The 23,889-nt window shown below is 58.2% G+C and carries 19 protein-coding genes; 14 read left to right on the top strand and 5 right to left on the bottom strand.

The window, feature by feature from the left end; all coding sequences use genetic code 11:
* Positions 1-11 precede the first annotated feature (11 nt).
* On the bottom strand, positions 12-737 hold the full coding sequence (locus tag GT003_RS14240) for an SDR family NAD(P)-dependent oxidoreductase (RefSeq protein ID WP_161698789.1): 726 nt from the start codon (positions 735-737) through the stop codon (positions 12-14).
* A 277-nt stretch (positions 738-1,014) separates the two neighbouring features.
* Here GT003_RS14240 and GT003_RS14235 point away from each other — a divergent pair, with 277 nt between their 5' ends.
* The 3 genes from GT003_RS14235 to GT003_RS14225 all read left to right on the top strand — a co-directional run bounded on the left by GT003_RS14235 (position 1,015) and on the right by GT003_RS14225 (position 2,940).
* On the top strand, positions 1,015-1,827 hold the full coding sequence (locus tag GT003_RS14235) for a phytanoyl-CoA dioxygenase family protein (RefSeq protein ID WP_161698787.1): 813 nt from the start codon (positions 1,015-1,017) through the stop codon (positions 1,825-1,827).
* A 206-nt stretch (positions 1,828-2,033) separates the two neighbouring features.
* Positions 2,034-2,465, top strand: coding sequence for a DUF2500 domain-containing protein (locus GT003_RS14230; protein ID WP_239565774.1), 432 nt, complete (start codon positions 2,034-2,036; stop codon positions 2,463-2,465).
* A 34-nt stretch (positions 2,466-2,499) separates the two neighbouring features.
* Positions 2,500-2,940 carry a GNAT family N-acetyltransferase gene (locus GT003_RS14225; protein WP_161698785.1) on the top strand — a complete coding sequence of 147 codons (441 nt, stop codon included), beginning with the start codon at positions 2,500-2,502 and terminating at the stop codon, positions 2,938-2,940.
* 105 nt (positions 2,941-3,045) lie between these two features.
* On the opposite strand, the gene GT003_RS14220 is transcribed toward GT003_RS14225, so the two are convergent.
* The gene (locus tag GT003_RS14220) at positions 3,046-3,606 is read right to left on the bottom strand and encodes a GNAT family N-acetyltransferase (protein WP_161699124.1); all 561 of its coding nucleotides are present in this window, start codon (positions 3,604-3,606) and stop codon (positions 3,046-3,048) included.
* Positions 3,607-3,756: 150 nt separating this feature from the next.
* Here GT003_RS14220 and GT003_RS14215 point away from each other — a divergent pair, with 150 nt between their 5' ends.
* Positions 3,757-3,999: a GNAT family N-acetyltransferase gene (locus GT003_RS14215; protein WP_161698783.1), complete on the top strand. Its 243-nt coding sequence runs from the start codon at positions 3,757-3,759 to the stop codon at positions 3,997-3,999.
* 730 nt (positions 4,000-4,729) lie between these two features.
* Here GT003_RS14215 and GT003_RS14210 read toward each other — a convergent pair.
* Positions 4,730-5,638 carry an alpha/beta fold hydrolase gene (locus tag GT003_RS14210; protein ID WP_239565775.1) on the bottom strand — a complete coding sequence of 303 codons (909 nt, stop codon included), beginning with the start codon at positions 5,636-5,638 and terminating at the stop codon, positions 4,730-4,732.
* A 436-nt stretch (positions 5,639-6,074) separates the two neighbouring features.
* Between GT003_RS14210 and GT003_RS14205 the strand changes: the two genes are divergently transcribed.
* Entirely contained in the window at positions 6,075-7,406 is a 1,332-nt protein-coding gene (locus tag GT003_RS14205) for an ArsB/NhaD family transporter (RefSeq protein WP_161698781.1), read from the top strand.
* A 220-nt stretch (positions 7,407-7,626) separates the two neighbouring features.
* Here GT003_RS14205 and GT003_RS14200 read toward each other — a convergent pair whose 3' ends face one another.
* Positions 7,627-7,860 carry an H-type small acid-soluble spore protein gene (locus GT003_RS14200; RefSeq protein ID WP_161698779.1) on the bottom strand — a complete coding sequence of 78 codons (234 nt, stop codon included), beginning with the start codon at positions 7,858-7,860 and terminating at the stop codon, positions 7,627-7,629.
* 258 nt (positions 7,861-8,118) lie between these two features.
* Between GT003_RS14200 and glpK the strand changes: the two genes are divergently transcribed.
* Both glpK and GT003_RS14190 read left to right on the top strand, forming a co-directional pair.
* Positions 8,119-9,606, top strand: a complete 1,488-nt coding sequence (gene glpK, locus GT003_RS14195) for a glycerol kinase GlpK (protein WP_161698777.1) — start codon at positions 8,119-8,121, stop codon at positions 9,604-9,606.
* A gap of 147 nt (positions 9,607-9,753) precedes the next feature.
* Positions 9,754-11,436, top strand: coding sequence for a glycerol-3-phosphate dehydrogenase/oxidase (locus GT003_RS14190; RefSeq protein WP_161698775.1), 1,683 nt, complete (start codon positions 9,754-9,756; stop codon positions 11,434-11,436).
* Positions 11,437-11,574: 138 nt separating this feature from the next.
* Here GT003_RS14190 and GT003_RS14185 read toward each other — a convergent pair whose 3' ends face one another.
* On the bottom strand, positions 11,575-12,495 hold the full coding sequence (locus GT003_RS14185; RefSeq protein ID WP_161698773.1) for a GH25 family lysozyme: 921 nt from the start codon (positions 12,493-12,495) through the stop codon (positions 11,575-11,577).
* A 243-nt stretch (positions 12,496-12,738) separates the two neighbouring features.
* On the opposite strand from GT003_RS14185, the gene GT003_RS14180 reads away from it, so the two are divergent.
* From GT003_RS14180 to GT003_RS14150, 7 genes are all read left to right on the top strand, one after another.
* Positions 12,739-14,505: a sensor histidine kinase gene (locus GT003_RS14180; protein WP_161698771.1), complete on the top strand. Its 1,767-nt coding sequence runs from the start codon at positions 12,739-12,741 to the stop codon at positions 14,503-14,505.
* On the top strand, positions 14,480-15,547 hold the full coding sequence (locus GT003_RS14175) for a response regulator transcription factor (protein WP_161698769.1): 1,068 nt from the start codon (positions 14,480-14,482) through the stop codon (positions 15,545-15,547). The genes GT003_RS14180 and GT003_RS14175 overlap by 26 nt, the downstream gene beginning before the upstream one ends.
* A gap of 251 nt (positions 15,548-15,798) precedes the next feature.
* A complete protein-coding gene (locus tag GT003_RS14170; RefSeq protein ID WP_161698767.1) occupies positions 15,799-17,496 on the top strand; it encodes an extracellular solute-binding protein in 1,698 nt (565 codons plus the stop codon).
* Positions 17,497-18,155: 659 nt separating this feature from the next.
* Positions 18,156-19,052: an ABC transporter permease gene (locus tag GT003_RS14165; protein WP_161698765.1), complete on the top strand. Its 897-nt coding sequence runs from the start codon at positions 18,156-18,158 to the stop codon at positions 19,050-19,052.
* 16 nt (positions 19,053-19,068) lie between these two features.
* Positions 19,069-19,953 carry a carbohydrate ABC transporter permease gene (locus GT003_RS14160; protein ID WP_161699120.1) on the top strand — a complete coding sequence of 295 codons (885 nt, stop codon included), beginning with the start codon at positions 19,069-19,071 and terminating at the stop codon, positions 19,951-19,953.
* A gap of 182 nt (positions 19,954-20,135) precedes the next feature.
* Entirely contained in the window at positions 20,136-21,434 is a 1,299-nt protein-coding gene (gene melA, locus GT003_RS14155; RefSeq protein WP_161698762.1) for an alpha-glucosidase/alpha-galactosidase, read from the top strand.
* 1,054 nt (positions 21,435-22,488) lie between these two features.
* On the top strand, positions 22,489-23,835 hold the full coding sequence (locus tag GT003_RS14150) for an ABC transporter substrate-binding protein (RefSeq protein ID WP_161698760.1): 1,347 nt from the start codon (positions 22,489-22,491) through the stop codon (positions 23,833-23,835).
* Positions 23,836-23,889 lie beyond the last annotated feature (54 nt).

Raw genomic sequence — 23,889 nt, 5'->3', positions numbered from 1 at the left:
GTCATCTCTCCTCACCAAGGCAGTTCGCTGCCGGTATCCGCTTCAATATACAGCGGCAGGTCGCGAAGCTCGTGCCGCCGCTCTTCGATGCGGTTCAATAGATTCGCCGCCGCTTCCTGCGGCGTAAACGTGCCGGCGTCGTTCCAACTGCCGCTCATCGACGTCTTGACCCAGCCGGGGTGGAGCAGCAGCACGCGCCCGCCTTCCTTGCGAATCCGGTTATGGATGATCGTCGAGCCCATGTTCAGCGCGGATTTGGCCATGCAGTAGCCGAACCAGGCTTCGCGCCCGCTGTTGCCGATGCTGCCGGCCTCCGAGGAAATGTTGACGATCAGCTTGCCGCCGTTCATGATCGGCGCAAGCAGCGCGTTCGACGTCCGGATCGCGCCCAGCGCCGTGACGTTGTACACCCGTTGAATCTCGTCGAAGTCGAGCGTATCCGCGATCGTATGCCCGGTGTCCCCCAGCAGGGCGGCATTGTTGATCAGCATGTCGAGCTCTGGCGTCAGGCTGCGAATCCGTTCTGCGGCTTCCTGCACGCTGACGTCGCTTCCGACGTCCAGCAGGAAATCATGAAGCTGTCCCGGATACTGCTCCTTCAGCCGTTCCAGCTCGGGATTCGGGCTCAGGATGCCTCCCGCATAGACGATGCAATCATCCTGCAGCAAGCCTTTGACCAATTCGAGCCCGATCCCGCGATCGGTGCCCGTAATGCAAACCTGTCTCTTCCGTGGCATAAGAAGCTTCCTCCATTTCAGGTGATCTTACAGGGGGATACGGCGTACGGGATTGTCCGCGCGTCAGCTTCATTATAGTGAAAAGCAGGCTCGATGCCTATGAAAACGTCTATGAAAATCGCTGCTCGCCCTTCCCGTCAGGGTAAACGTTTAAGTGTATAAGACGGAAGCTCCTACCTGGTAGATGCGGAATTGATTTTGGCAGATCGACCGTGTTTTTTCTCTTATCGACCAAGAAGAAAGCGCATACCCGGTGTATCTTTAAGGTATCCGATAGATGAAGGGGAATGAGACGACGATGCTGCGAGCGAACATGAAGATTAGCGAAGAGAAAGTCGCGTTTTACCGGGAGAACGGCTTCGTGCAGATCGATAATATCCTGTCGCAGGAGGAGCTCGAGGAGCTTCGGGAATATATGGACGAGACGATGAACAATAAAGGCGGACGCGGCTTGCAGACGGACCAAGACGGCGGCGCGTATTTCAAAGTGCTGAATCAGCGCGTGAATACGTGGCGGGATCACGGCGGCATGGCACGGTTTGTGCTCGGCGAGCGGTTCGCCGACTTGGGCAAGCAGCTCACGGGCTTCGCGGGCATTCGCTTGTTCCACGACCATGCCTTGCTCAAGATGCCGGGCGATTCGAAGGTTACGCCGTGGCACCAGGACCGGCCGTACTGGCCGATGAGCGAGATGAAGCCGCTGAACGCCTTCTCGATCTGGATCGCGCTCGACGATGTCGACGAGAACAACGGCTGCATGATGTTCGTTCCGAAATCCCAGAAGATCCGCAACCTGAAGGGCGTCGACCTGGTGACGCCGGAGGATATTTTCGCTCAGGAGGGCGCCAAGGACATCGACCGCAACACGGCCGCCATCTGCCGGATGAAGGCAGGCAGCGCCACGTTCCACGACGGCATGACCTTCCACTTCGCGCATGCGAACAAGACGGACAAACCGCGCCGGGCGCTCGCGATTATTTTCATGGAGGACGGCACGACCTACAGCGGAGCGAACCACGTGATCACGGACGGGCAGGGTTTCGAGAAAGGCGACGTGCTTGGCGGCGGCTTGATGCCGAAGCTGGCTTAGCTTCCCGAGAAACCGGATGCCTGAGCATAGAGATGCTTGAGGAACGACAGCTTCATCGTTATAAAGCGACGGCGGCCAGCATAATGGCTGTCGTTTTTCGCATGTATAGGAGCGCCCCCGCAACGTTATCGGCCCCTCCGTCGTATAAGGATATAACTTGCCGTCATGCAAATGATGGATAAATTGTCAGCCAGAGGAGAGGTAGCATGAATGATTTTTCGAACGATTTTCCGAATGATTTTCCGGATCATACCGGATTTTGGGGATTTATCGAGGAGATGCCGCTGTTATTCAAACTGTTTGGAGGACTCATCTTTGCCATCGTTATCGGCGGCTTCCTCTATGTCATCATTCGCGGTTTGTGGATGTGGACGTCCAACAATGCTGCCGATCTGGTAACGAAGGCCGTGACGGTCGTGGATAAACGGACGGAGGTCTGGGGCGGTTCCGGGGATTCCAGCACCAGCACCAACTACTACGTGACCTTCGAAATGCATGATCGCTCGCGCTTGGAGCTGCAAGTCCGGGATAATAAGTTCGGTCTGATCGTGATCGGCGACCAAGGAGAGCTCACATACCAGGGAACTCGCTTCAAGGAATTCCGCAGATCGGGCATGCCGATGAATGAAGGAAACTGACGAATCATAAACGTGTTAGCAGGGGGTGTCGCCCATGGATCATATCGCGATTCGAAAAGCAGAGATCGGTGATGTTCAGGGGCTTTCCGAGCTATTCGTCGAATTTATCGGCGAGAAGTCCAATGCGGCCGCAATGAAAAACCAGCTTGAAATCCTATCGAATCATCCCAACTATTTCGTTGCCGCCGCTTGCGACGGCAACCGAGTCGTCGGGACGGCGATGGGGATTATTTGCTATGATTTGGTCGGTCATTGTTATCCGTTCATGTTGATCGAGAACGTCGTGGTTTCATTCGAATACCGCGGCCAGGGCGTGGGGAAGCTGCTTCTGCAAGCCCTTGAAGAGTTCGGGCAAAAGAACAAATGCAGCTACGCCATGCTGATGTCCTCCGGCAATCGGGAATCGGCGCATAAGTTTTACGAATCGATCGGGTATTCAACGGATAAGAGAGGGTTCGTAAAGCGGTTGGTGTAACTCCGATTGCTGCCGAGCGGGAGGCGGGGTTTGGCTAACTTACAAATGGAGGGTATTATGCCTCGGACAGCTGGTTTCGCCGCTTGAAGCTGCTCTTCCCTGACACTAGAGCCGCTTCACCATGCGGCGATAATCGCTGCCTCCGATGCGCAGCAGCCCGTCTTCGATGTATCCCGCGCGCCCGTAAATGCCGTAGGCCCGCTCGTTATAGGACTCTACGATGAGCGAGGCGCGTTCAAACCCAAGCTCGCGGCCCCGTTGTTCCGCAGCCGCCATCAGCGCCTTCGCGATGCCTTGGCCCCGATAGTCCTCCGCAACGGCCAGCGCGTCTATGTAATACTCGCCATTCCGAGCTTCCTTCACGATCTCGCGTTCGGCTTCGCCGAAGTCACGCCGCATCCGCTCCAGGAAGGGCTCGTCCAGCACCTGCGCGTCGTTGCCGGAGTAGGCGACGATCATCCCCGCGATGACGCCGTCCCGCTCGTCCACGATGACATGCTCCCGGCTGATCCGGTTCCCCGGCTGCTTGAAAAAATCCGTCAACCGCCGCGCGCAGTCGGCTTCGTCCGATGCCCCCGTCAGCAAATAAGCGATCTCGCCGATCGCATCCAGCAGAAGCGGAATGACCCGAGGCGCATCATCCCTTGCAGCCATCCGGGTACTCATCGCATTCACGTCCTTTCTCCTAGTATCGTTTAACGAAATTCGCCATGATGGAAACCTATCGCTATTATGGCTGCATCCGCCTATTCCAATTCTACGTTCGCCGCATGACGAAGTCTAATCGGTCATCTGGACATACGAAATAAGCAAGAAATGGGACTGGTGCTTGCCGTCGAAGAAGCGGCAAGACAAGCGGGGATCAAGCAGCTTCAGTTGATCACGACCAACGATAATCTGGATGCGCTGCGGTTCTATCAGAGGCTCGGGTATCGGATCGTCGCCGTCTATCCGGGCGCGGTCAATGAGGCGAGGATGCTCAAGCCGGTCATCCCTCAGGAAGATTATTACGGCATCCCCATTCACGACGAGATCGAGCTCGCGAAATTCTTCGGATGAGTGTGAGATCGAAAGCTGTTTGTTAATGCAGGCCATACATGCCATTTATAGTCATGCTTACAAATTGAACCTACGTTAGGATACCAGCCTTGGAAATGAGCTTGATTCCCGCCATGTATATTAGGCATTCCTGGCTAACGATTGCACGGATCGTTAATCGGCTCCATATGCCTATTTTATATCGCTAATGGTTGCCAGGAGGCTTATTTCGAGATTTTACCGTCAAAATCGACTTTTATACGTCCATTAGCGTCTGTAATAATCGTTAGCGTTTATTTAGCTGTATGTTTGGGGAAATAGCGACGCTGACAATCGTTAGACGTCAGGCGCTAGGCATCAGATGTCAGGCGTGGGGCATCAGACATCAGGCGCTAAGGCGACAGATGTTAGGTGTTTAAAGTTAGACGTCCACCGCTAGGCGATAGATGCTAGGTGTTTGACGCTAGGCGAAGGAGGTTAGGTGTTTGACTTTAGATGTCAGGCGCTAGGCGACGGAGGTTAGGAGTTAGACGTTAGACGTCAACCGTTACGCGTCAGATCTCAGGCGTTGGGGCATCAGACGTCAGGCGCTTAGGCGACAGGCTTCGGCGTCAGCCCGCATGTATGCTGCGTGGCCGGCGGAAGCTATCGGTGTTTGCGGAACTCCTCCAAATGCGGAGGACAGGCTCTCGGCAGCCTAAGGGATGGAACAGCTCAACGCTGCTCCATCCCTTTTTTTATATGCCGGCGCTTAGTCCCGCCCAGCCTCATACAGCAGTTCGGCGATCTTCCGCGGCTCCGTATAGAACGTCGTCATATGGTCGCCATGTCCCTTGATGAGCCGGAACAAGCCGAGGCGGCTCGACATGTGGGGGTGCCAGCCGAAGCCTTCGCCTTGCGGCAGTACGTTGTCGGAAGTCAAGTATACGTAGCTCTTCGGCGTTGGCAGGCTGTAGAACTTCTTCAGGTCCAGCTTCTCGAACAGCGGCCCTGCGGGCTCGGGCTTGGTGCCGGCATAGATCTTCTTGGCCAGCTCGAGGCTCGCCAAGTTGACGAACGTTTCGCGGAAGAAGGGGAACGGCAGCATGAGCGTGTTGTTCTTGGAGTCGGCGATGAGCTTGCTGAAGATCGGGATACGCTCGGGAGGGAATTCATCGGCCAAGGTGCCGCCGTCCTTCACGACGAAGCCGTCGATGAAGACGATCCGCTTCAATCGGTCCGGCACGAGCTCCGCGGCTTTCTGCACGACCGAGCCGCCGAAGCTGTGGCCGACGAGCACGACGTCGTGCAGATCAAGCGCTTCGATGTCGTCCGCGACGGCTTTGGACATCATCGCATGCGTGGCCGTCGTATTCATGAAATCCGCGCCATGGCCCGGATATTCGGGCACGTAGACGGAATGTCCCTGCTTGCGCAGCTCGGCGGCGACGCCGTCCCAGAAGCTGGCGTCCGCCCAGGAGCCGTGGACGAGCACGAACGTCAGCGGCTGTTCCTTCTTGCGGGACGGCTCATGCCGGTAAGGAGCCGGATGGGCTTGCCAAGGCTGCGGCGGATAGCTGTAATAAATGGTCACGGGCGGATAGGAGGGGCCGTAACCGAAGGCTCTATTTTGCCCGAATGGACCGGAAGGACCGTACGGACTGAACATATAAGGAATCATGGGATCGTTGTTCCTTTCCTGATCGAATGATTTACTATACGCCCAGCCGCCCAGAGGTGTTACCCGGCAAGCGAATATCGCGCAAGCACGGCCCCGGCAGTCCGATGCCGAGGGCTTAGCGCCGTGTTCGGACAAGTCCCAGGAACAAGGGCGATTGCCGTGCTTCGCCGCGGCCGGGACGGGCGTTTGACCGCAGCGATCAAACGTCATGCGGAGACATCTGTCTCCAAGCGGTAAGAGATGGTTTTCATAGAGTTAAGTATAGCGACCAGTACGAGCCATGTGTCACGGACGTATAAATACAGTACATCCTTGCTGTCAGTGGCATTCCGAAGAAGGTAATCTATGAAAATCGCATCGCGGATAGGCTGCTTCGTTCCGCCGGGCATACAAGCAAGGACAGCTCCCATTTCGAATCGGAAAGAGAGGTTGAGTCATGCATGATCTAACGGTTCTAACGACAATCTGCGCGTTCTTGTTCACCATCGGCTTCATCTTCTGGCGTCCCCACGTGAACGAAGCGATACCTGCGACCGTCGGTGCCTGCGTCGTGCTGCTGAGCGGCAGCGTCTCGCTGTCCGATCTTTGGAGCATCTCCGAGACGATCGGCGGCGCGGCCATTACGATTATCGCGACGATCGTCATGGCCATCGTGTTGGAGAGCTTCGGCTTCTTCTACTGGGCCGCCGAATTATTGATCCGCAAAGCGAGGGGATCGGGCATCCGCCTCTTCTGGCTGACGAATTTGTTCTGCTTCCTCATGACGTTGTTCGTCAACAACGACGGAAGCATCCTCATCACGACGCCGATTCTGCTCATGCTGCTGCGGAACATGGGTTTGAAAAATCATCAGAAAATCCCTTACCTCATCTCCGGCGCGCTTGTAGCGACCGCCTCGAGCGCCCCGATCGGCGTCAGCAATATCGTCAATCTCATCGCGCTCAAAATCGTTCATATGAGTCTCTACATGCAGAGCGCGATGATGTTCGTTCCGGCATCGCTCGGGCTTCTCCTTATGGCGGGACTCCTGTACTTGACCTTCAGCAGGGTACTGCCGAAGAAGCTTCCGGCTTTCGGGCAGTTCGGGTTCATTCCGGGCGGTCATCCGCTCATGGACCCTTATCAGGGCGAGAACCGGGGCGCATTCATGCGCAATGTGCTGCTCTTCGTATTCACCGTGCGCGTCAGCCTCTTCGCCGCTTCCTACTTCGGTTTTCCCGTGCCGCTTATGGCCGTCATCGGATCCGCGGTACTGCTGGTTTGGCGATGGTTCTATTTGAAAGTCCCGCCGGTGGACGTCCTGAAGAAAACGCCGTGGTACATCCTGCTGTTCGCGTTCAGCATGTACGTCATCATCTACGGGTTGAACAATCTGGGGTTGACCGACTACTTGGTGCGGGTCCTCGAGCCGATCGTCGCCGCGGGCCTGTTGAACGCAAGCGTCCTGATGGGCATCCTGCTGAGCCTGCTGTCCAATCTGTTCAACAATCATCCCGCGCTGATGGTGGGCACGCTGACGCTGACGCATATGGATCTGGATCCGCTGACGCTCAAGCTCTCGTACCTCTCCAGCGTCATCGGAAGCGACATGGGTTCCCTGCTCCTGCCGATCGGCACGCTCGCTACGCTGATGTGGATGCATATCGTTCGCAAGGGCGGCGTCGCGGTAAGCTGGAAGCAGTATATCAAAGTCACGATCGCGGTCATTCCCGTGACGGTCATTTTCACGCTCGTGATGCTGTACTTGTGGGTGGCATGGTTGTTCTGACTGCAAGGGCCAAGCGGCCCAGCGGGTTTTCGAGCCGAGAACAGGCAGGTTCATGAGTCGGGGAAGGTGACTGTATATTACGTTTGATATCGAATTGTAACGGAACTGCAATGCCATTTTCATGTTCCTTTAATCTTCGGTCCCTATAATAAGACTCAACCCCCTATTATATAGATTGACTTCAGACCCGCAGCCCGTTGCTGCGGGTCTCTTTTTTGATTTATTGCTGCTGGGAGGGCGGGCATATCATATGGATGCCATCCGATTGGAATGGAGACGGTTCGGTCAGACTGCCCAAGGAGACGGTCGATTCCTCGTCCGGACGGTCAAGCGGATAGATGCGGGCCGTGTCGTTCTCTTCATCGACATATTGAATGTAGACCGGTACACCGTCGCAGGTCACCTCGGCCATGACGGGCGATGCCGCGATTTCTTGCGCGCGCAGTTTATTCATTGTGCAGTCTCCTTCGTTGGATCGATATGTGTTCTTCATCGACAGGGTTCCTTATCAATATGCTTCTATGATGGCCTGAATTATGCATGGGCCGCTTACGATTCGTTTACGCCCGATTGTCAAAACGGATGAAATTTGGCATATTGAGAGTGACCAAAAGCACGCCTGCCGCACGAATTGTTCATCGTGGAAGCGGCGGGCGAACGCATGAATGAACGGCCGCGGAAGCGGTGACTCTGTTCGTATGGAGGGGAAACCATGGACACCTATATGTTGGCGCTGGACCAAGGTACGACAAGCACGCGCGCGCTGCTCGTGGATCGGAACGGAACGATCGCCGGAATGGCGCAGCAGGAGCTTCCCTTGCAGTATCCGCGTTCCGGCTGGGTTGAAGCGGATGCCGAGTTTATATGGGAATCGGCGCGGGGGGTCATCCTGCAGCTGCTTCGCGAGACGGGGATAACGCCTGCCCAAATCGCGGGTCTCGGCATTACGAACCAGCGCGAGACGACCGTGATGTGGGACCGCGTTACCGGCGAACCTATTTACCCTGCGATCATCTGGCAGTCGCGGCAATCGTCCGAGATCTGCGAGCGCCTCGCGGCACAGGGACACGAAGCCGTCGTCAAGGAACGGACGGGACTGCGGATCGATCCGTATTTCTCGGGCACGAAGGCGGCTTGGATGCTGGAGAACGTCGCGGGCGCGCGGGCGCGGGCCGAGGCCGGCGAGCTGCTGTTCGGCACGATCGACACGTGGTTGATATGGAAGCTGACGGGCGGCGCGGCGCATATCACGGATGCGACGAACGCGTCGCGCACGCTCATGTACAATATTCACGAGCTGGCATGGGACGATGACCTGCTGGCTCTGCTCGAGGTGCCCAAAGCGATGCTTCCGGAGGTTCGTTCCTCCTCGGAGGTCTATGGACAGACGGAGCCGTCGCTGCTGGACGGCCATGCCATTCCGATCGCGGGCATTGCCGGGGACCAGCAGGCGGCGCTGTTCGGGCAGGCCTGCTTCGACAAAGGCAGCGTGAAGAACACGTACGGCACGGGCTGCTTCATGCTGATGAACACCGGCGAAGCGCCTGTCGTCTCCGAGAACGGGCTGCTGACGACGATCGCCTGGCAGTTGGACGGACGGGTCGAATACGCGCTGGAAGGCAGCGTGTTCGTGGCCGGCGCCGCGGTTCAGTGGCTGCGCGACGGCCTCGGGATGATCGCTTCCGCGGCGGAGTCGGCTGCCCTGGCGGCGCCTTCCGCGGACGGCGTATACGTCGTGCCTGCTTTCGTCGGATTAGGCACGCCCTATTGGAACAGCGACGTGCGTGGAGCGATGTTCGGCTTGACGCGCGGCACGACCAAAGCGCATATCATCCGCGCGGTCCTGGAATCGCTTGCTTACCAGACGAAGGATGTGCTGCAAGTCATGGAACGGGAATCGGGTCTGGCGCTCTGTTCACTATCCGTCGACGGCGGAGCGGCAGCCAACGATCCGCTCATGCAATTCCAGAGCGACATGCTCGGCGTGCCGATCGAACGGCCTGCCGTGAACGAGTCCACGGCGCTCGGCGCGGCCTTTCTCGCGGGTCTCGCCGTTGGTTATTGGAAGGACCGCAGCGAAATCGCGCGTCTGCGCAAGGTGGACCGGCTGTTCGGGCCAGCCATGGACGAGGAGGAGCGAAGCAGGCTGTACGGCGGCTGGCTGCGCGCGGTCAAAGCGGCCATGGCATTCTCCGAGTGATTGAGTGCTGCGATCGAGGGCGCGGTTCTTGTATCATCCGTCCGTCTGCAGGGTAATACAGAATCTAACGGGCTATGGCTGTTCGCGGCCATGCGCAGCATCGGCGTCTCCGGCGTACACTGAATGGAGAAAGGCAGGCGTGGAATCATGACAACCTTTACGAGAACGGGCCGGTTCGCGGCGGAAGACCGGCCCGCTCTGTTGACGGATATGGCGAACAAGCCCTTCGACGTGCTCGTCATCGGCGGCGGCATTACGGGAGCCGGCATCGCGCTGGATGCGGCTGCCCGCGGATTGCGTACGGCGGTGGTGGATATGCAGGATTTCGCGGCAGGCACCTCGAGCCGGTCGACGAAGCTCGTCCACGGCGGTCTGCGGTATTTGAAGCAATTCGAGATCGGCGTCGTGGCGGAGGTCGGCAAAGAACGGGCGATCGTCTACGAGAACGGGCCGCATGTGACGACGCCGGAGTGGATGCTGCTGCCGCTGTACGCGGGCGGAACCTTCGGCAAGCTGTCCACGAGCGTGGGTCTGCGGGTGTATGATTTTCTGGCCGGCGTCAAGCGAGGGGAGCGGCGCGTCATGCTGAGTCCCGAGCAGACGCTGACGAAGGAGCCGCTGCTGAAGCGGGAAGGACTGAAGGGCGGCGGCTACTATGTCGAGTACCGGACGGACGACGCGCGGCTGACGATCGAGGTCATGAAGAAGGCGGTCCAGAACGGCGCCCTTGCCGTCAACTACGCCAAGGTCGAGGAGCTACAGTACGACGGGAACGGAACGCTGACCGGCGCAGTCGTCCGCGACCTGATCGGCGGAGGGGTCTATGCGCTCCGCGCCGACAAGATCGTCAATGCAACCGGGCCTTGGGTCGACGAGGTGCGCGACTTGGACGGCTCCAAGCAGGGGAAGACGCTTCGCCTGACCAAAGGCGTGCATCTGGTCTTCGACGGGCGCCGTTTCCCGCTGCGGCAGGCGGTCTATTTCGATACGCCGGACGGGCGGATGGTGTTTGCCATTCCGCGCGAGGGCAAGGCTTACTTCGGTACGACCGATACGAATTATACCGGCGACACGGCGCATCCGACGCTAACGGAAGAGGACCGGAGCTACCTGCTGGAGGCGGCCAACTTGATGTTCCCGAGCCTCGCCTTAACGGCGGCGGACGTGGAGTCGAGCTGGGCAGGGCTGCGCCCGCTGATTCAGCAGGAGGGCAAGTCGCCTTCGGAGATATCGAGGCGGGACGAGATCTTCGTCTCTTCCTCGGGCCTGATCTCCATTGCCGGCGGGAAGCTGACGGGCTACCGCAAGATGGCCGAGACGGTCGTGAACAAAATCGACGAGCTTCTCCGCGCGGAAGGGAAGCCTCCGCTGAGCGCGAGCCGGACGAAAGGGATTCCGCTATCCGGCGGCGATGTCGGCGGCTCGCGCAATTTCGAATCGTTCGTCCGCACGAAGACGGGCGAGGGACAGCGAAGCGGCTTCACCGCCGGCGAAGCCGCATTCCTAGCGCGGCGCTACGGCTCCAACGCCGCGCAGCTGTTCGGGCTTGCGGCGCCGACGAAGCCGTGGGCGCTGAAGCATGGCTTGCCGCTCGTGCTCGCGGTCGCGCTGCGGTACGCGATGGAATCGGAGATGGCGGTGAAGCCGGCCGATTTCCTCGTTCGCCGCACGGGCGGCATGTTCTTCCGCATCGCGGAGGTGCGCCGCTGGAAGGACGCCGTCGTCGCCGCGATGGCGGAGCGGCTGCGGTGGACGAAGGAGCAGCGCTCCGCGTACGCGGCCGAGCTGGAGCGGCAGCTGGCCGAGGCGGCGGGTCCGACGCAGGGTTGAGCGGACCGTGAAGACGACGGCATAAGAAAACCGGGAGGAGCAGCTTCTGCCCTTTCCCGGTTTTTTCGTGTCGCGTATGACTTTCGTTATTCGCTCATGCGTTATTCGACCGTTCGTTACTGCTTATTCGGTATCCAGTCAATAGTAGATGTACACCTTTTGCGTCTTGCCGTCCCAAGTCACCGTACCGCCGAGGATCGCGCCGATGGACCGCGCGCTGACATAAGACGATCCTTCGAACAGGATATATTGCGTGAACGGGATGTCGTTCAGATAGGGTACCTTCTCGGTTTCATTCCAGGACACGGTCATGCCGAGGGCATCGCCGAATTGGCGGATCGGCGCATAGACCGAGCCGTTCACGTTGCGTCCGTAAGCGGCCAGTTTATCGTTGATGACGACCTTGATCGTATCTAGTTCGCTGAGCGGCTTCACGACGGTGACGCCGGCGTATTTGTCGTAGAAGGCTTTCTCCATGGCGTTGACATCCACGTTGCCGGCGATGCCATCGACGATTCCGGTGGACGTATACTGGAAGACCGCCCATTCGCTCCACGTGTTGTTGCCCATCGGCGTGTCGACGCCGTAGTGCGCGATCCACAGCGGCCATTGGCCGAGCGCCTTGCCCAAGTACGAATTGGCGAAGCTGGCGCCGGAGTATATCATCGTATCGCGGCCCGTCAGCCGCTTAACCTCTTGAAGCCACTTCACGCACCAGTCCGTCAGCTTGTCGGCGCCGAGCTTCGACGCATCGCCCTCGACATCCAGCACATACGGGAAATCCGACTTGTATCCGGCGATGACGGAGGCGAAGTACGCCGCTTCCGATACGGCATCGGTTTTTTCCGGATGCGCGTAATGATAGAAACCGACGAGCAGGCCCTCCGCGGCCGCGTTCACCGCATTGGAGGAGAGGGTGGAATCCTTGAAGGTCGTGCCTTCCGTAGCTTTTATAAACGCGCCGACGACGCCGTCCCCGCGCACCTTTTTCCAATCGACATTGCCCTGATAATGCGAAACGTCGATAACTTTCAAATTGCTAGCGCTTTTCGCCTGCATAGCATCACGGCTCCTCCGTATAGTTCGACTCTTAGTAGTTTATGAGGAAGAGAGAAACTGCGTGATAGGGAGGAAGCCCGTATTGGCGTGTAATAGACTGCCTGTCGCCGGGACGGAGTCAGCCATCGCCTTTTCATCGAGCCAGCCGAGCAGGGCATGTGTTACGATAAAGCTGATCGATAACGCGCGATAGACCGATAGACGAGAGAGACGGCACGCGCAGGCCGAAGGGGAGTCGGAAGCATGGAAGCGATCCGCCGGTTTTCGCTGATCGGGTCATTGAAGGGAAGATTAGCCGTTATCCTGACCGTCGCGACGATCATACCCATATTATTGACGGGTTATATCTCCTACCGGTGGATCTACGTGGTGCAGACCGAGAAGATCGAGGCGGACTGGCAGGACAAGGTGCAGCAGGAGCGGGACGAGCTGGAGCGCAAGCTCGACGAGCTCGGCAGGGTGTCGCAGCTGATGGATATCGAGGGCGGCATCGGGCGGGACGTCGTCACCTTCATCTCCAGCACCGATTCGTACAGCCGGTCCATCCTGTACCGCGACATCAACCAGTCGGTGGCGAACGTGAATTTCTCGAATCCCAATCTGGGGGCGATGTTCTACTACGCGCCGGAGCTGACGGAGCCGATGCTGTTTCCGAACGCCGCCGTGGAGACCGGCTTCAAGCCGGACGCCCTGCATATTTTCTTCAAGCAAAAGCTGTTTACCTATTACGGTCCTTATCCGTCGCTCGACGAATCCAACCGCAAGGAACTGGTATTTTCCCTGCTGCGGAAGCTGGAATACGGCGAAGGACGCTACTTGTACGCCTATATCGAGACGAAGGTCATCGGCTTGGAAGCGCTGTTCGCCTCGGGCGGCGAATCGAATGCGGAGGGCAGCGATCCCGTCTATCATGTATTGACGACGCCGGACGGCAAGGTGGCGTACGGCAACCTGCCGGACGACGCGGCCGCGGCCGGGCAGACGTTCGCTTTGCCGGGCGAAGCCTACCAGAGCTTTCATGCCGCCGGCATGCAAGGCTGGACGCTCTATCAGCTTATTCCGGAGAACGCTTACAACAGCGTGGTGAAGAAATGGCTGTCGCAATTCATCCTGTTCGCTTCCCTGTCGCTCGTGCTCGGCATCGCATTAGCCTGGCTGATCTGGCGCATGGTCTACCGGCCGATTCGGCTGATCAACCGGGAAATCACGCGTTTCAGCCATATTCCGTCCGCCGCGAGTATGCCGGCTACCGGGCTGGCGGAATTCAATCATATCATGGACAACTTCCATCAGATGAGCCGGCGCATCACGGAGCTGATCACGGACGTGGAGGACAAGGAGAAGCGGAGGGGGGAGCTGGAGGTCGAGAAGCTGCTCGTCCAGATCAACCCGCATTTTCTTCATAATACGTTAAACACGATCCAATGGCTGGCGCGGATGGAAGGACAGACGACGATCGCGGGCCTGGTGGCGATCTTCACGCGGGTGCTGCACTACAATCTCGGCAAGAAAAACATCATCGTCACGGTCGGGGAAGAAGTGGATGCCGTAAGGGACTATATCGACCTGCAGAACATCCGCTACGATCACTCCTTCAAGGTGAGGCTCTTGGTCGACCCGGATTGTCTCGACGTCCCGATTCCGCGCTTCATCCTGCAGCCTCTCGTGGAGAACGCGCTGTACCACGGCTTCGACGACGACGACAAGGGCGAGATCGAAGTGGCCATCTCGCGGGAGCGGAGGTCGCTGCTGCTGCGGGTCAGCGACAACGGCAGGGGAATCCCCGAAGAGAAGCTGCGCGGGATGCTGGAAGAGGACGACGAGCGATTGCGAAGATCGGGTCTCGGTATCGGTTTGCGTTACGTGAAGAAAATGCTGTTCGTCTACTACGGCAGCGAAGCGCGGTTGACGATGGAAAGCGGAGCCGGCGTCGGAACGACGATCGCCATTCGGCTCCCGGACACCTTGAGAGGAGTGGAGAACCTTGATTCAGGCACTGATCGTGGATGACGAAAGCTTGGTGCGCAAAGGGATGCGGCTGCTGTTCCCCTGGGAGAAATTCGGGGTCGAGATCGCCGGCGAGGCGGCGACGGGCGAGAAGGCGATGGAATTCATGCGGACGCATGCCGTGCAGCTGCTCATGACGGACATAACGATGCCCGGCATGTCGGGCTTGGAGCTGCTCAAGCTGGTCGGAGAGCTGAATCCGCCGCCGAAGGTCGTCATTCTGACCTGCCATCAGGATTTCGATTACATTCAGGAGGCGCTCCGGCTAGGCGCGGTCGATTATATCGTCAAGACGCAGCTGGAGGAGCTGGATTTGGATCAGACCATGGAACGCATTCTGCGGGTCGTCCGGCAGGAGCTCCCCGGCAGCGTGCCGGCGCAGGCGAAAGCGAAAAACGAAAGCGCGCGGAAGGCGGCTGCCCGGCTGGCGGAGAACGTGCAGTGGGTGATGGACGACGCTGCGTTTGCCGCGCTCGCCGATGCGGTCGCCGAACTGGAGGTCGGCGGCGCCTCCGGGCCCGGGGCATCCTCCCTTTTGGCGGCCGCGATGGAACGATGGAGGCGGAGCTTTCCGATGTTCGCCTGGGAGCGGCAATCCGGTCCGCCGGATGAAGAAGCGGGGGCTTGGCTGCGGACGCTGCGGGGCGAATTGGCCGCTTGGCTGCGCGGCTCCGCCTATTCCGAGGACGTCATCAAGGCCATCGTCAAAGCGGTCGATCTGATCCAGGAGCAGCCGGGCCTCCATAGGAAGCAGAGCGAGATCAGCCGGTCGGTGAATCTGAGCAAGAGCTACTTCAGCACGAGCTTCCGCGACATCACGCGGCTGACGTTCACCCATTTCCTGCAGGCCGCCAGCCTGCAAGCCGCCAAGGAGCTGCTGCTCGCCACGAACCATCCCGTCTACTGGATCGCCGAACGGTGCGGGTTCACGGACCAGCGGTATTTCAGCAAATTGTTCAAGGAGCAGACGGGACTGCTGCCGAGCGAATACCGGCAGCGGCACACGGAACGCTCCCGAAACGAATCGGAGTCCGAGCGCGGATAACGGCAGCAGATGCCGTCCGCGCTCGTTTTTTTTCTGATTCTTGCGCGGAATGGCTTTGTCGTGCGCACGCGGTCGCACGCGGCTCTTCCGGCAGGGAGAAAATAGTCTCCGCCTGGTGCGGCCATCGTTTTCTCCGCGGGGCGTCGGAAGAAAATTTTCCAACCTTTCGCGAACCGGAGCCGCTCACGGCGCGATGAAGGCGTTTGCTATACTTGCGAGGCAAGGGAAAACAGACAGGGAGGGTCCTCTTCATGAAGAGAAACAAAGCGGCGGCGCTCATGCTGAGCTTGGGTCTTATCCTTACCATGGCGGCCTGCAGCGACGGCAACGGCAACGGAACCGGAAACGGCGGCAAAGATACCGGTGCGGCGGCTTCGGATCCTACGAACGCGCCGGCGGCGACCGGCAATGACGCGGACGCCTCGGCACCGGCGGATCCGCTCGGCAAATACGATCCGCCGATCGAAGTGACGGCCGTCCGGGGCATTACCGAGGGCACGAAGTTCGCCGATGGCGAGGCGATCGACAACAACGTATGGTCGAAGGCGTACGAGAACGAGCTGGGCGTAAAGGTAAAGTATCTCTGGACGACGCCTTCCGCCCAATACGACCAGAAGCTGAACATCGCGATCGCCTCGGACGATCTGCCCGATATAACGCCGGTGAGCGCATCGCAGCTGAAGCGGCTCGTGGAGGATGACGGGTTGGAAGACTTAACGTCCCTCTACGAGCAGTACGGCTCCGAGCTGACGAAGAACATTTTGTCGCAGGACGGAGGCAACGCGATGAAATCCGCGACCTTCGACGGCAAGCTGTACGGCCTGCCGAACATGACCTCGGGTCTCGGGCAATCGCATGTGCTCTGGGTGCGGACCGACTGGCTCAAGAAGCTGGGACTGCCCGAGCCGAAGACGATGGATGATCTCCTGAAGACGGCGGAAGCCTTCGCCAAGCAGGATCCGGACGGCAATCAGAAAGCGGATACGTACGGACTCGGAATCACCAAGGATATCTTCGGCTTTTACGCCGGAATGGAAGGCTTCTTCAACGGCTTCCATGCCTACCCCAATACGTGGGTGAAGGATGCTTCGGGCAAGCTGACTTACGGCAGCGTCGCGCCGGAGACGAAGACCGCGCTGCAGAAGCTGCAGGAGCTGTACAAGAACGGCATTCTCGACAAGGAATACGGCACGAAGGACGCGACCAAGGTGAGCGAAGCGGCTAACGGCGGCAAGCTGGGCTTGTTCTACGGCTACTTCTGGAATGTCGGCTGGCTGCAGGACGGCAAGAATACCGATCCCGCGATGGAGTGGAAGCCGCTGCCGATCGTATCGGCCGACGACCAGCCGGCGAAGGCTCAGGTGCCTTTCGCCATCAGCACGTATTACGTCGTGAAGAAGGGCGCCAAGCATCCGGAAGCCGCCGTCAAGCTGCTGAATTTCGACTACGAGAAGCTCTGGGGCAAGACGGCCGAGCCGAACGTGTACAACGCCAATAACGGCATCGGCATCTTCGAATACGCGCTGCTGTACGGCGAGGCGCCGCGCAAAAACCTGGATGCCCATCTCCATGTGGTCGAGGCGCTTAACGCGAACGACCCTTCCAAGCTGAACCCGGAAGAGAAGGGCTACTACGACAGCCTCGTCGCCTATCGCGGGGGAGACAACAAGATGTGGGGCAACGCGCTGATGTACGGGCCCGAAGGCTCGCTGTCCGTCATCGACGGCTATGCCAAGAACGGCGGGATCGTCGACGACGCTTACTTCGGCGCTCCGACGCAGGGGATGACGGACAATGAAGCGACGCTTCAGAAGCTCCAGCTCGAGACGTTCACGCGGATCATCATGGGCGGGTCGATCGACGAGTTCGACAAGTTCGCCGCCCAGTGGAACGATCTCGGCGGCAGCACGATTACCGGAGAAGTGAACGACTGGCAGGCTTCCCGTTAAGGGGAGCTCGTTAAGGGGAGCTCCAGAATGCCGAGCGAATGAAATCGCGGAACTTAATAAGCTCCTGTTTGCCGATGCAAGCCATCTTTTGCAAAAATGCACCTGCACCTTGCGGCTAACGGTTGTACGGGAGGCTAATCGGCTCCAAAAGGCTGGTTTCTATGGCTAACGGTTGTCAGAAGGCTTATTGCGAGAGTTGTCCGTGCAAATCAGCTCCTTTACGCCTAATAACGTCCGTCACAACCGTTAGCATGTACTTAGCCGGTTTTTCGGAGGAATAGCGACGCTGACAACCGTTAGGCGGTTGGCGTTAGAAGTTTAGAAGTTGGAAGTTAGAAGTTAGAAGTTGGAAGTTGGAAGTTAGAAGTTAGAAGTTAGCAGTTAGCAGTTAGAAGTTAGAAGTTAGAAGTTAGAAGTTAGAAGTTAGAAGTTAGAAGTTAGCAGTGAAATGTTAGAAGCTAGAAGTTAGAAGTTAGCGTGTGGACGTTAAGCGTGAGACGTTAAGCGTGAGACGTTAAGCGTTAAACGACAGCCCGAATTCGCATTGAACGGGTGGCAGTTTCGGCCGCTTGGCGAATTCTTATATCATGCAGCGGTTACTAGCCAGCCAGAGGCCCGTCTATGGGAGCCGTCTCCGGCAAGGAAGGGGCGAATAAGACATGAGACGCAGGACCATCCGGGAGCTGCCCTTTCACTTGATGATTTTGCCGGGCTTTCTCTTGGTGCTTATCTACAGCTACGTGCCCATGGCCGGCATCGTCATGGCGTTCGAGAGACTCGTTCCGTCCAAGGGGATGTTCATGTCTCCGTGGGTCGGATGGAAGAATTTCGAGTATATGCTGCGCTTGCCCGGCACGCTCGACGTGCTGCGCAATACGTTCTTTATCGCGGGCATGAAGATGGCCGCGGGCATCATCGTGCCCGTCTCCTTCGCCCTGCTGTTGAACGAAGCGCGGCAGCGGCTGTTCCGGCGGAGCATCCAGACCATTATTTACTTTCCGCATTTCCTCTCGTGGATCATCCTGAGCGGCATTCTGATCGATATCCTTTCTCCGTCGACGGGGATCGTGAACGGCTTGCTGGGGGTATTCAAGATTCCCCCGGCGTATTTTCTGGGCGATTCGCGCTGGTTCCCGTTCACGCTCGTGCTGACCGATACGTGGAAGGAGTTCGGATACGGCACGATCGTTTATCTGGCTGCCTTGACCGGCATTAATCCGGCCTTGTACGAAGCCGCTGCCATGGACGGCGCGGGCAGGCTCAGGCAGACGATCAACGTCACGCTTCCCGCGCTGCTGCCGATGATCGTGCTCATGTCGGTGCTCAGCCTCGGCAATATACTGAACGCGGGCTTCGAGCAGGTGTTCAACCTGTACAGTCCGCAGGTGTACAAGACGGGAGACATCATCGATACGCTCGTATTTCGCATCGGGCTCGAGAATGCCAATTACGGCGTGGCCACGGCGGTCGGACTGTTCAAATCGGTCGTGTCCTTCGTCATGGTGGGCTTGTCCTATCTGCTGGCCTACAGGCTGACGGATTATCGCATCTTCTAGGAAAAGCGGGTTGATCCTGATTAAACAGACTTCGATAAGCAGACGGACGTTTCTCGCGTTCAACTACCTGTTCCTGACGGCGGTCGCCGTCGCTTGCCTGCTGCCGCTGCTGAACGTGCTGGCGATCTCATTCAGCTCGAGCGCCGCGGTCGGTGCGGGCAAGGTCCAACTATGGCCCGTCGGCTTCAATCTGAGCTCCTACTCGTTCGTGCTGAACAAGCCGGAGTTCGCCAAGTCATTCGCGGTCTCGCTCGGCCGGGTGGCGGTCGGCGTACCGCTCAATATGCTGCTGACGATCCTGATCGCCTATCCGCTCTCGAAGGGGAGCCGGGAATTCCGCTTCCGCAACGCGTACGCCTGGTATTTCGTGCTGACCATGCTGTTTAGCGGCGGCCTTATTCCCTGGTATATGACCATCAAGATGACGGGGATCATCGATACGTTCTGGGCCATGATCCTCCCGGGCGCCGTTCCGGTCTTCAATGTCATTCTGCTGCTTAATTTCTTCAAATCGCTGCCGGACGAGATCGACCAAGCCGCTCAGATCGACGGGGCCGGGAGATGGCAGGCGCTCTGGCGGATCGCCGTCCCGCTGTCGGCGCCGGCCGTCGCGACGCTGACGCTGTTCTGCATCGTGACGCACTGGAACGCGTGGTTCGACGGACTGATTCTGATGAACCGGCCCGAGCATTATCCGCTGCAAAGTTACCTGCAGACGGTAATCGTCAACCGCGATATGTCGCTCGTGACGGCTCAGGATATCCTGAAGTGGTCGGAGGTATCCGACCGCACCTCGAAGGCGGCGCAGGTGTTCGTCGCCGTGATTCCGGTGCTGCTGGTCTACCCGTTCCTGCAGAAGTACTTCGCGGAAGGCATCGTGATGGGCAGCGTGAAAGGGTAGCGGGAGAAGGGGCCGTACAAGAACGGACTACGCGATCAGGCACAAAGCAAGATGGGACCACGCAAGAAGGGACGACGGGAGTCAGCGCGGCGAATGCTGTGTGTCCCGTCCGCGTCCGCTAAGCCATTTTGGACATTATCGTACGACCTATAAGCACATAGACAAAGGAGCAGGGAGAAGCCATGCCAAAAATCGCCTTCATCGGTGCGGGGAGCACCATATTCGTCAAAAACGTACTCGGGGACTGCATGCTGACGCCGGCTCTGGCCGACGCGCATATCGCGCTGCACGATATCGACCTGGAACGGCTGAAGGACTCGGAGAAAATGCTGCTCAACCTGAACGCGAACCTCGGCGGGAAAGCGACGATCCAAGCTTATGCCGACAGGCGCGAGGCGCTCAGGGGAGCCGATTACGTCATTAACGCCATCTCCGTCGGCGCGTTCGAGCCGGTCATCCGGCGCGATCACGAGATGCCCCGCAAATACGGCTTGAAGCAGACCTACGCGGATACGCTCGGCATGGGCGGCTTGATGCGGGGACTGCGGACGATCGACGTCATGCTGGAATTCGCCCGCGACATGGAAGAGCTGTGCCCGGACGCGTGGTTCCTGAATTATACCAATCCGATGGCGATTCTGACGGGCGCGATCCTGCGGGAAACCGGCATCAAAGCCGTCGGGCTCTGCCACAGCGTACAAGTGTGCGCGAAGGAACTGCTCGAAGGTCTCGGCATGAGCGCCGAGAGCGTCCGCTGGCGGATTGCCGGCATCAATCACCAAGCCTGGCTGCTCGACATTACGCGCGGGGGCGAGGATCTCTATCCGGAGATCAAGCGGCGGGCGGCGGCCAGACCGGGACCGCATGACGACATGGTCCGTTACGAGATCATGAATACCTTCGGTTATTACGTGACCGAGTCCAGCATGCACGGAGCGGAGTACGTCCCCTACTTCATCAAGAACGCCTATCCGGAGCTGCTGGAGAAATACAACATCCCGACGGAGAATTACAAGGGATGGGGCGAGAGCAGCAAGACGTACTGGGAGCGGGCGATGAACGATCTGGTCCGCAACGCGTCGGTAACGCACGTGCGCACGCATGAATACGCGTCCTATATCATGGAAGCCATGGAGACGAACGTGCCTTATAAAATCGCGGGCAACGTGCTGAACACGGGCGGCTTGATCTCGAATTTGCCGGAGGAGGCTTGCGTGGAGGTGTCCTGCATCGTGGATGCAGAGGGCGTCACGCCGACGCGCTTCGGCGCGCTTCCGCCGCAGCTCGCCGCGCTCAACCGGACGAACATTAACATGCAGCTGCTCACCATCGAAGCGGCGGTGACCCGCAAGCGAGAGCATATCTACCATGCGGCGCTGCTGGATCCGCACACGTCCTCCGAGCTGCCCATCGACACGATCAAGGCGATGGTGGACGAGATGCTCGAAGCTTATGGCGATTTGCTGCCGAAGTATCGCTAGGGATTCAATGCAATCAAACAGGGATCGCCCGCGATGGGCGACCCCTGTTTGATTTTGGATCGGAATGGCGGGAAGTGCAAATTCGGCCGCACATCGCCTCATCCAACCTCAAAAGCTGCATCACAGCACAAATCCGGCTCCACATCGCCTCATTCAGCTCCTAAAGCTGCATCACAGCACAAATCCAGCTCTACTTCGCCTTATTCCGCCCCAAAAGCTGCACCACAGCACAAATCCGGCTCCACATCGCCTTATTCAGCTCTAAAAGCTGCACCAACAGCACAAATCCGGCTCCACCTCGCCTCATTCAGCTCCGAAAGCTGCACCAACAGCACAAATCCGGCTCCACCTCGCCTCATTCAGCTCCGAAAGCTGCACCAACAGCACAAATCCGGCTCCACCTCGCCTCATTCGGCTCCAAAAGCTGCCCGACAGCACAAGTCCAGCTCCACATCGCCTCATTCAGCCCCAAAAGCTGCACCGCAGCACAAATCCGGCTCCACATCACCTCATCCAACCTCAGAAGCTGCACTACAGCACAAATCCGGCCCCCACATCGCCTCATTCGGCTCCAAAAACTGCGCTACAGCACAAATCCGGCCCCACATCGCCTCATTCAGCCTCAAAAGCTGCACCACAGCACACATCCGGCCCCACATCGCCTCATTCAGCCTCAAAAGCTGCACCACAGCACAAATCCGGCCCCACATCGCCTCATTCAGCCCCAAAAGCTGCACCGCAGCACAAATCCGGCTGCACATTGCCTCATTCAGCCCCAAAAGCTGCATGATCGCACTATTTCCAGCGAACCCCACAATCCGTCAACTTCGAACATGATTCGCATAACGGATAATGTGGTATTACAACAAAATACCCGTCACAAAAAGTCGCTTGTCTAAACTTTTCACTACTTTATATGGTTTGAAAGCGTTGACATTTTAAGTAACCCTCGTTATTATGGGTTTAAAGCCACGGAAAACCATGATTATTGAAATTAATCAGTTACAATCCGTCATCCATATCCGAAGGCTTCAAAATGGGGAGGAAGTTGTCTATGAAAACGAATAAAGCACTGTCCGTTTCTCTTGCAACCTTGCTTGGCGCCAGCGTGCTCTTGTCGGCATGCGGCAGCAACAACAATAACGGCGGCGACGATAACGCGGCTGCAGCAAACGATTCAGCCCAGCCGGCCGAAGCTTCGACGAAGAAGGTCACGATCGATTTTTGGACCTTCTGGGGCTCGGAGACGCGCAGGCCGATCATCGAGAAAATCATCGACGACTTTAACAAATCGCAGGATCGCATCACCGTCAAGCATACGTATTATCCGTTCGGGGACATTTGGACGAAGGAGCTGGCGGCCGTAGCCGCGGGCAATCCGCCGGACGTCATTGTGAACGATATCAATACCACCGCGCAGCGCGCGGACAAGAACCAGAACACGAATCTAACCGAATATTTGAAGAAGGACGACGTCAAAGGCCGCTTCTTCCCTCAATTGTGGGATACCGTCATCTACAAGGACGAAGCTTACGCGCTGCCGTTCACGACGGACACCCGGATGATGTTCTACAACAAGGACCATTTCAAGGAAGCGGGTCTCGACCCCGAGAAGTTCCCGACCACGTGGGCCGAGCTTGAGGAGGCAGCCGCTAAGCTGGATAAGAAGAGCGGAGACAAGTACACGCGGATCGGCTATTCTCCGCAGTACGCCGGCTTCGACTGGGGCAGCATCGCGATGAACTTCGACAAGGGCTTGAACTTCTTCGGTCCGGACGGCAAGCCCGTCATCAATGACAAGGCCCATGTGGACGCCATGAACTACGTGCTCGCCAACGCCAAGCGGATCGGTCAGAAAAATCTCGATAATTTCAAGGCTTCGTTCGGCAGCAAGCAGGCGAATCCGTTCATCGCCGGCCAAGTGTCGATCTGGCCCGACGCCACGACGTTCTATACGCAGCTTCGCGATTACGGCCAAAACGTAAACTACGGCGTCGCGCCGATTCCGGAGGCCGAGGAAGGCTCAGGCCATTACAGCGTCGGCGGCGGCTTCGTCGTCGAGATTCCGAAGGGCGCCAAGCACCCGGACGAAGCGTGGGAGTTCATGAAGTACCTGACCGACAAATCGGCGCAGACCTATTGGGCGGAGAAGAATTTCGACAGCGTTGCCAACCAAGAAGCGGCCAACGATCCGGAGCTGCTGAAGAACCCCGTGTATCAAGCGGCCGTCGACAATATGAAGGTGACCAAGCTCTTCCCGTTCCCGGTGAACGCACCGGATTTCCTGAATTTGATCAACCCGAACCGGGACGCGGCGATTCTAGGCCAGGTTCCTCCGCAGGAAGCGCTCGACAAGGCGCAGAAGGACGTTGAGAACCTGCTGCAGCAAAATGCCAAATAAATAGCAGTGCCCTTGAGGGGAGTGGTGCTAACCGTCACTCCCCTCCTTCGTTGC

This window comes from Paenibacillus sacheonensis, assembly GCF_009909195.1.
Classification (GTDB): Bacteria; Bacillota; Bacilli; order Paenibacillales; family Paenibacillaceae; genus Paenibacillus_Z; species Paenibacillus_Z sacheonensis.
This window is presented reverse-complemented; position numbering and strand designations above follow the sequence as displayed.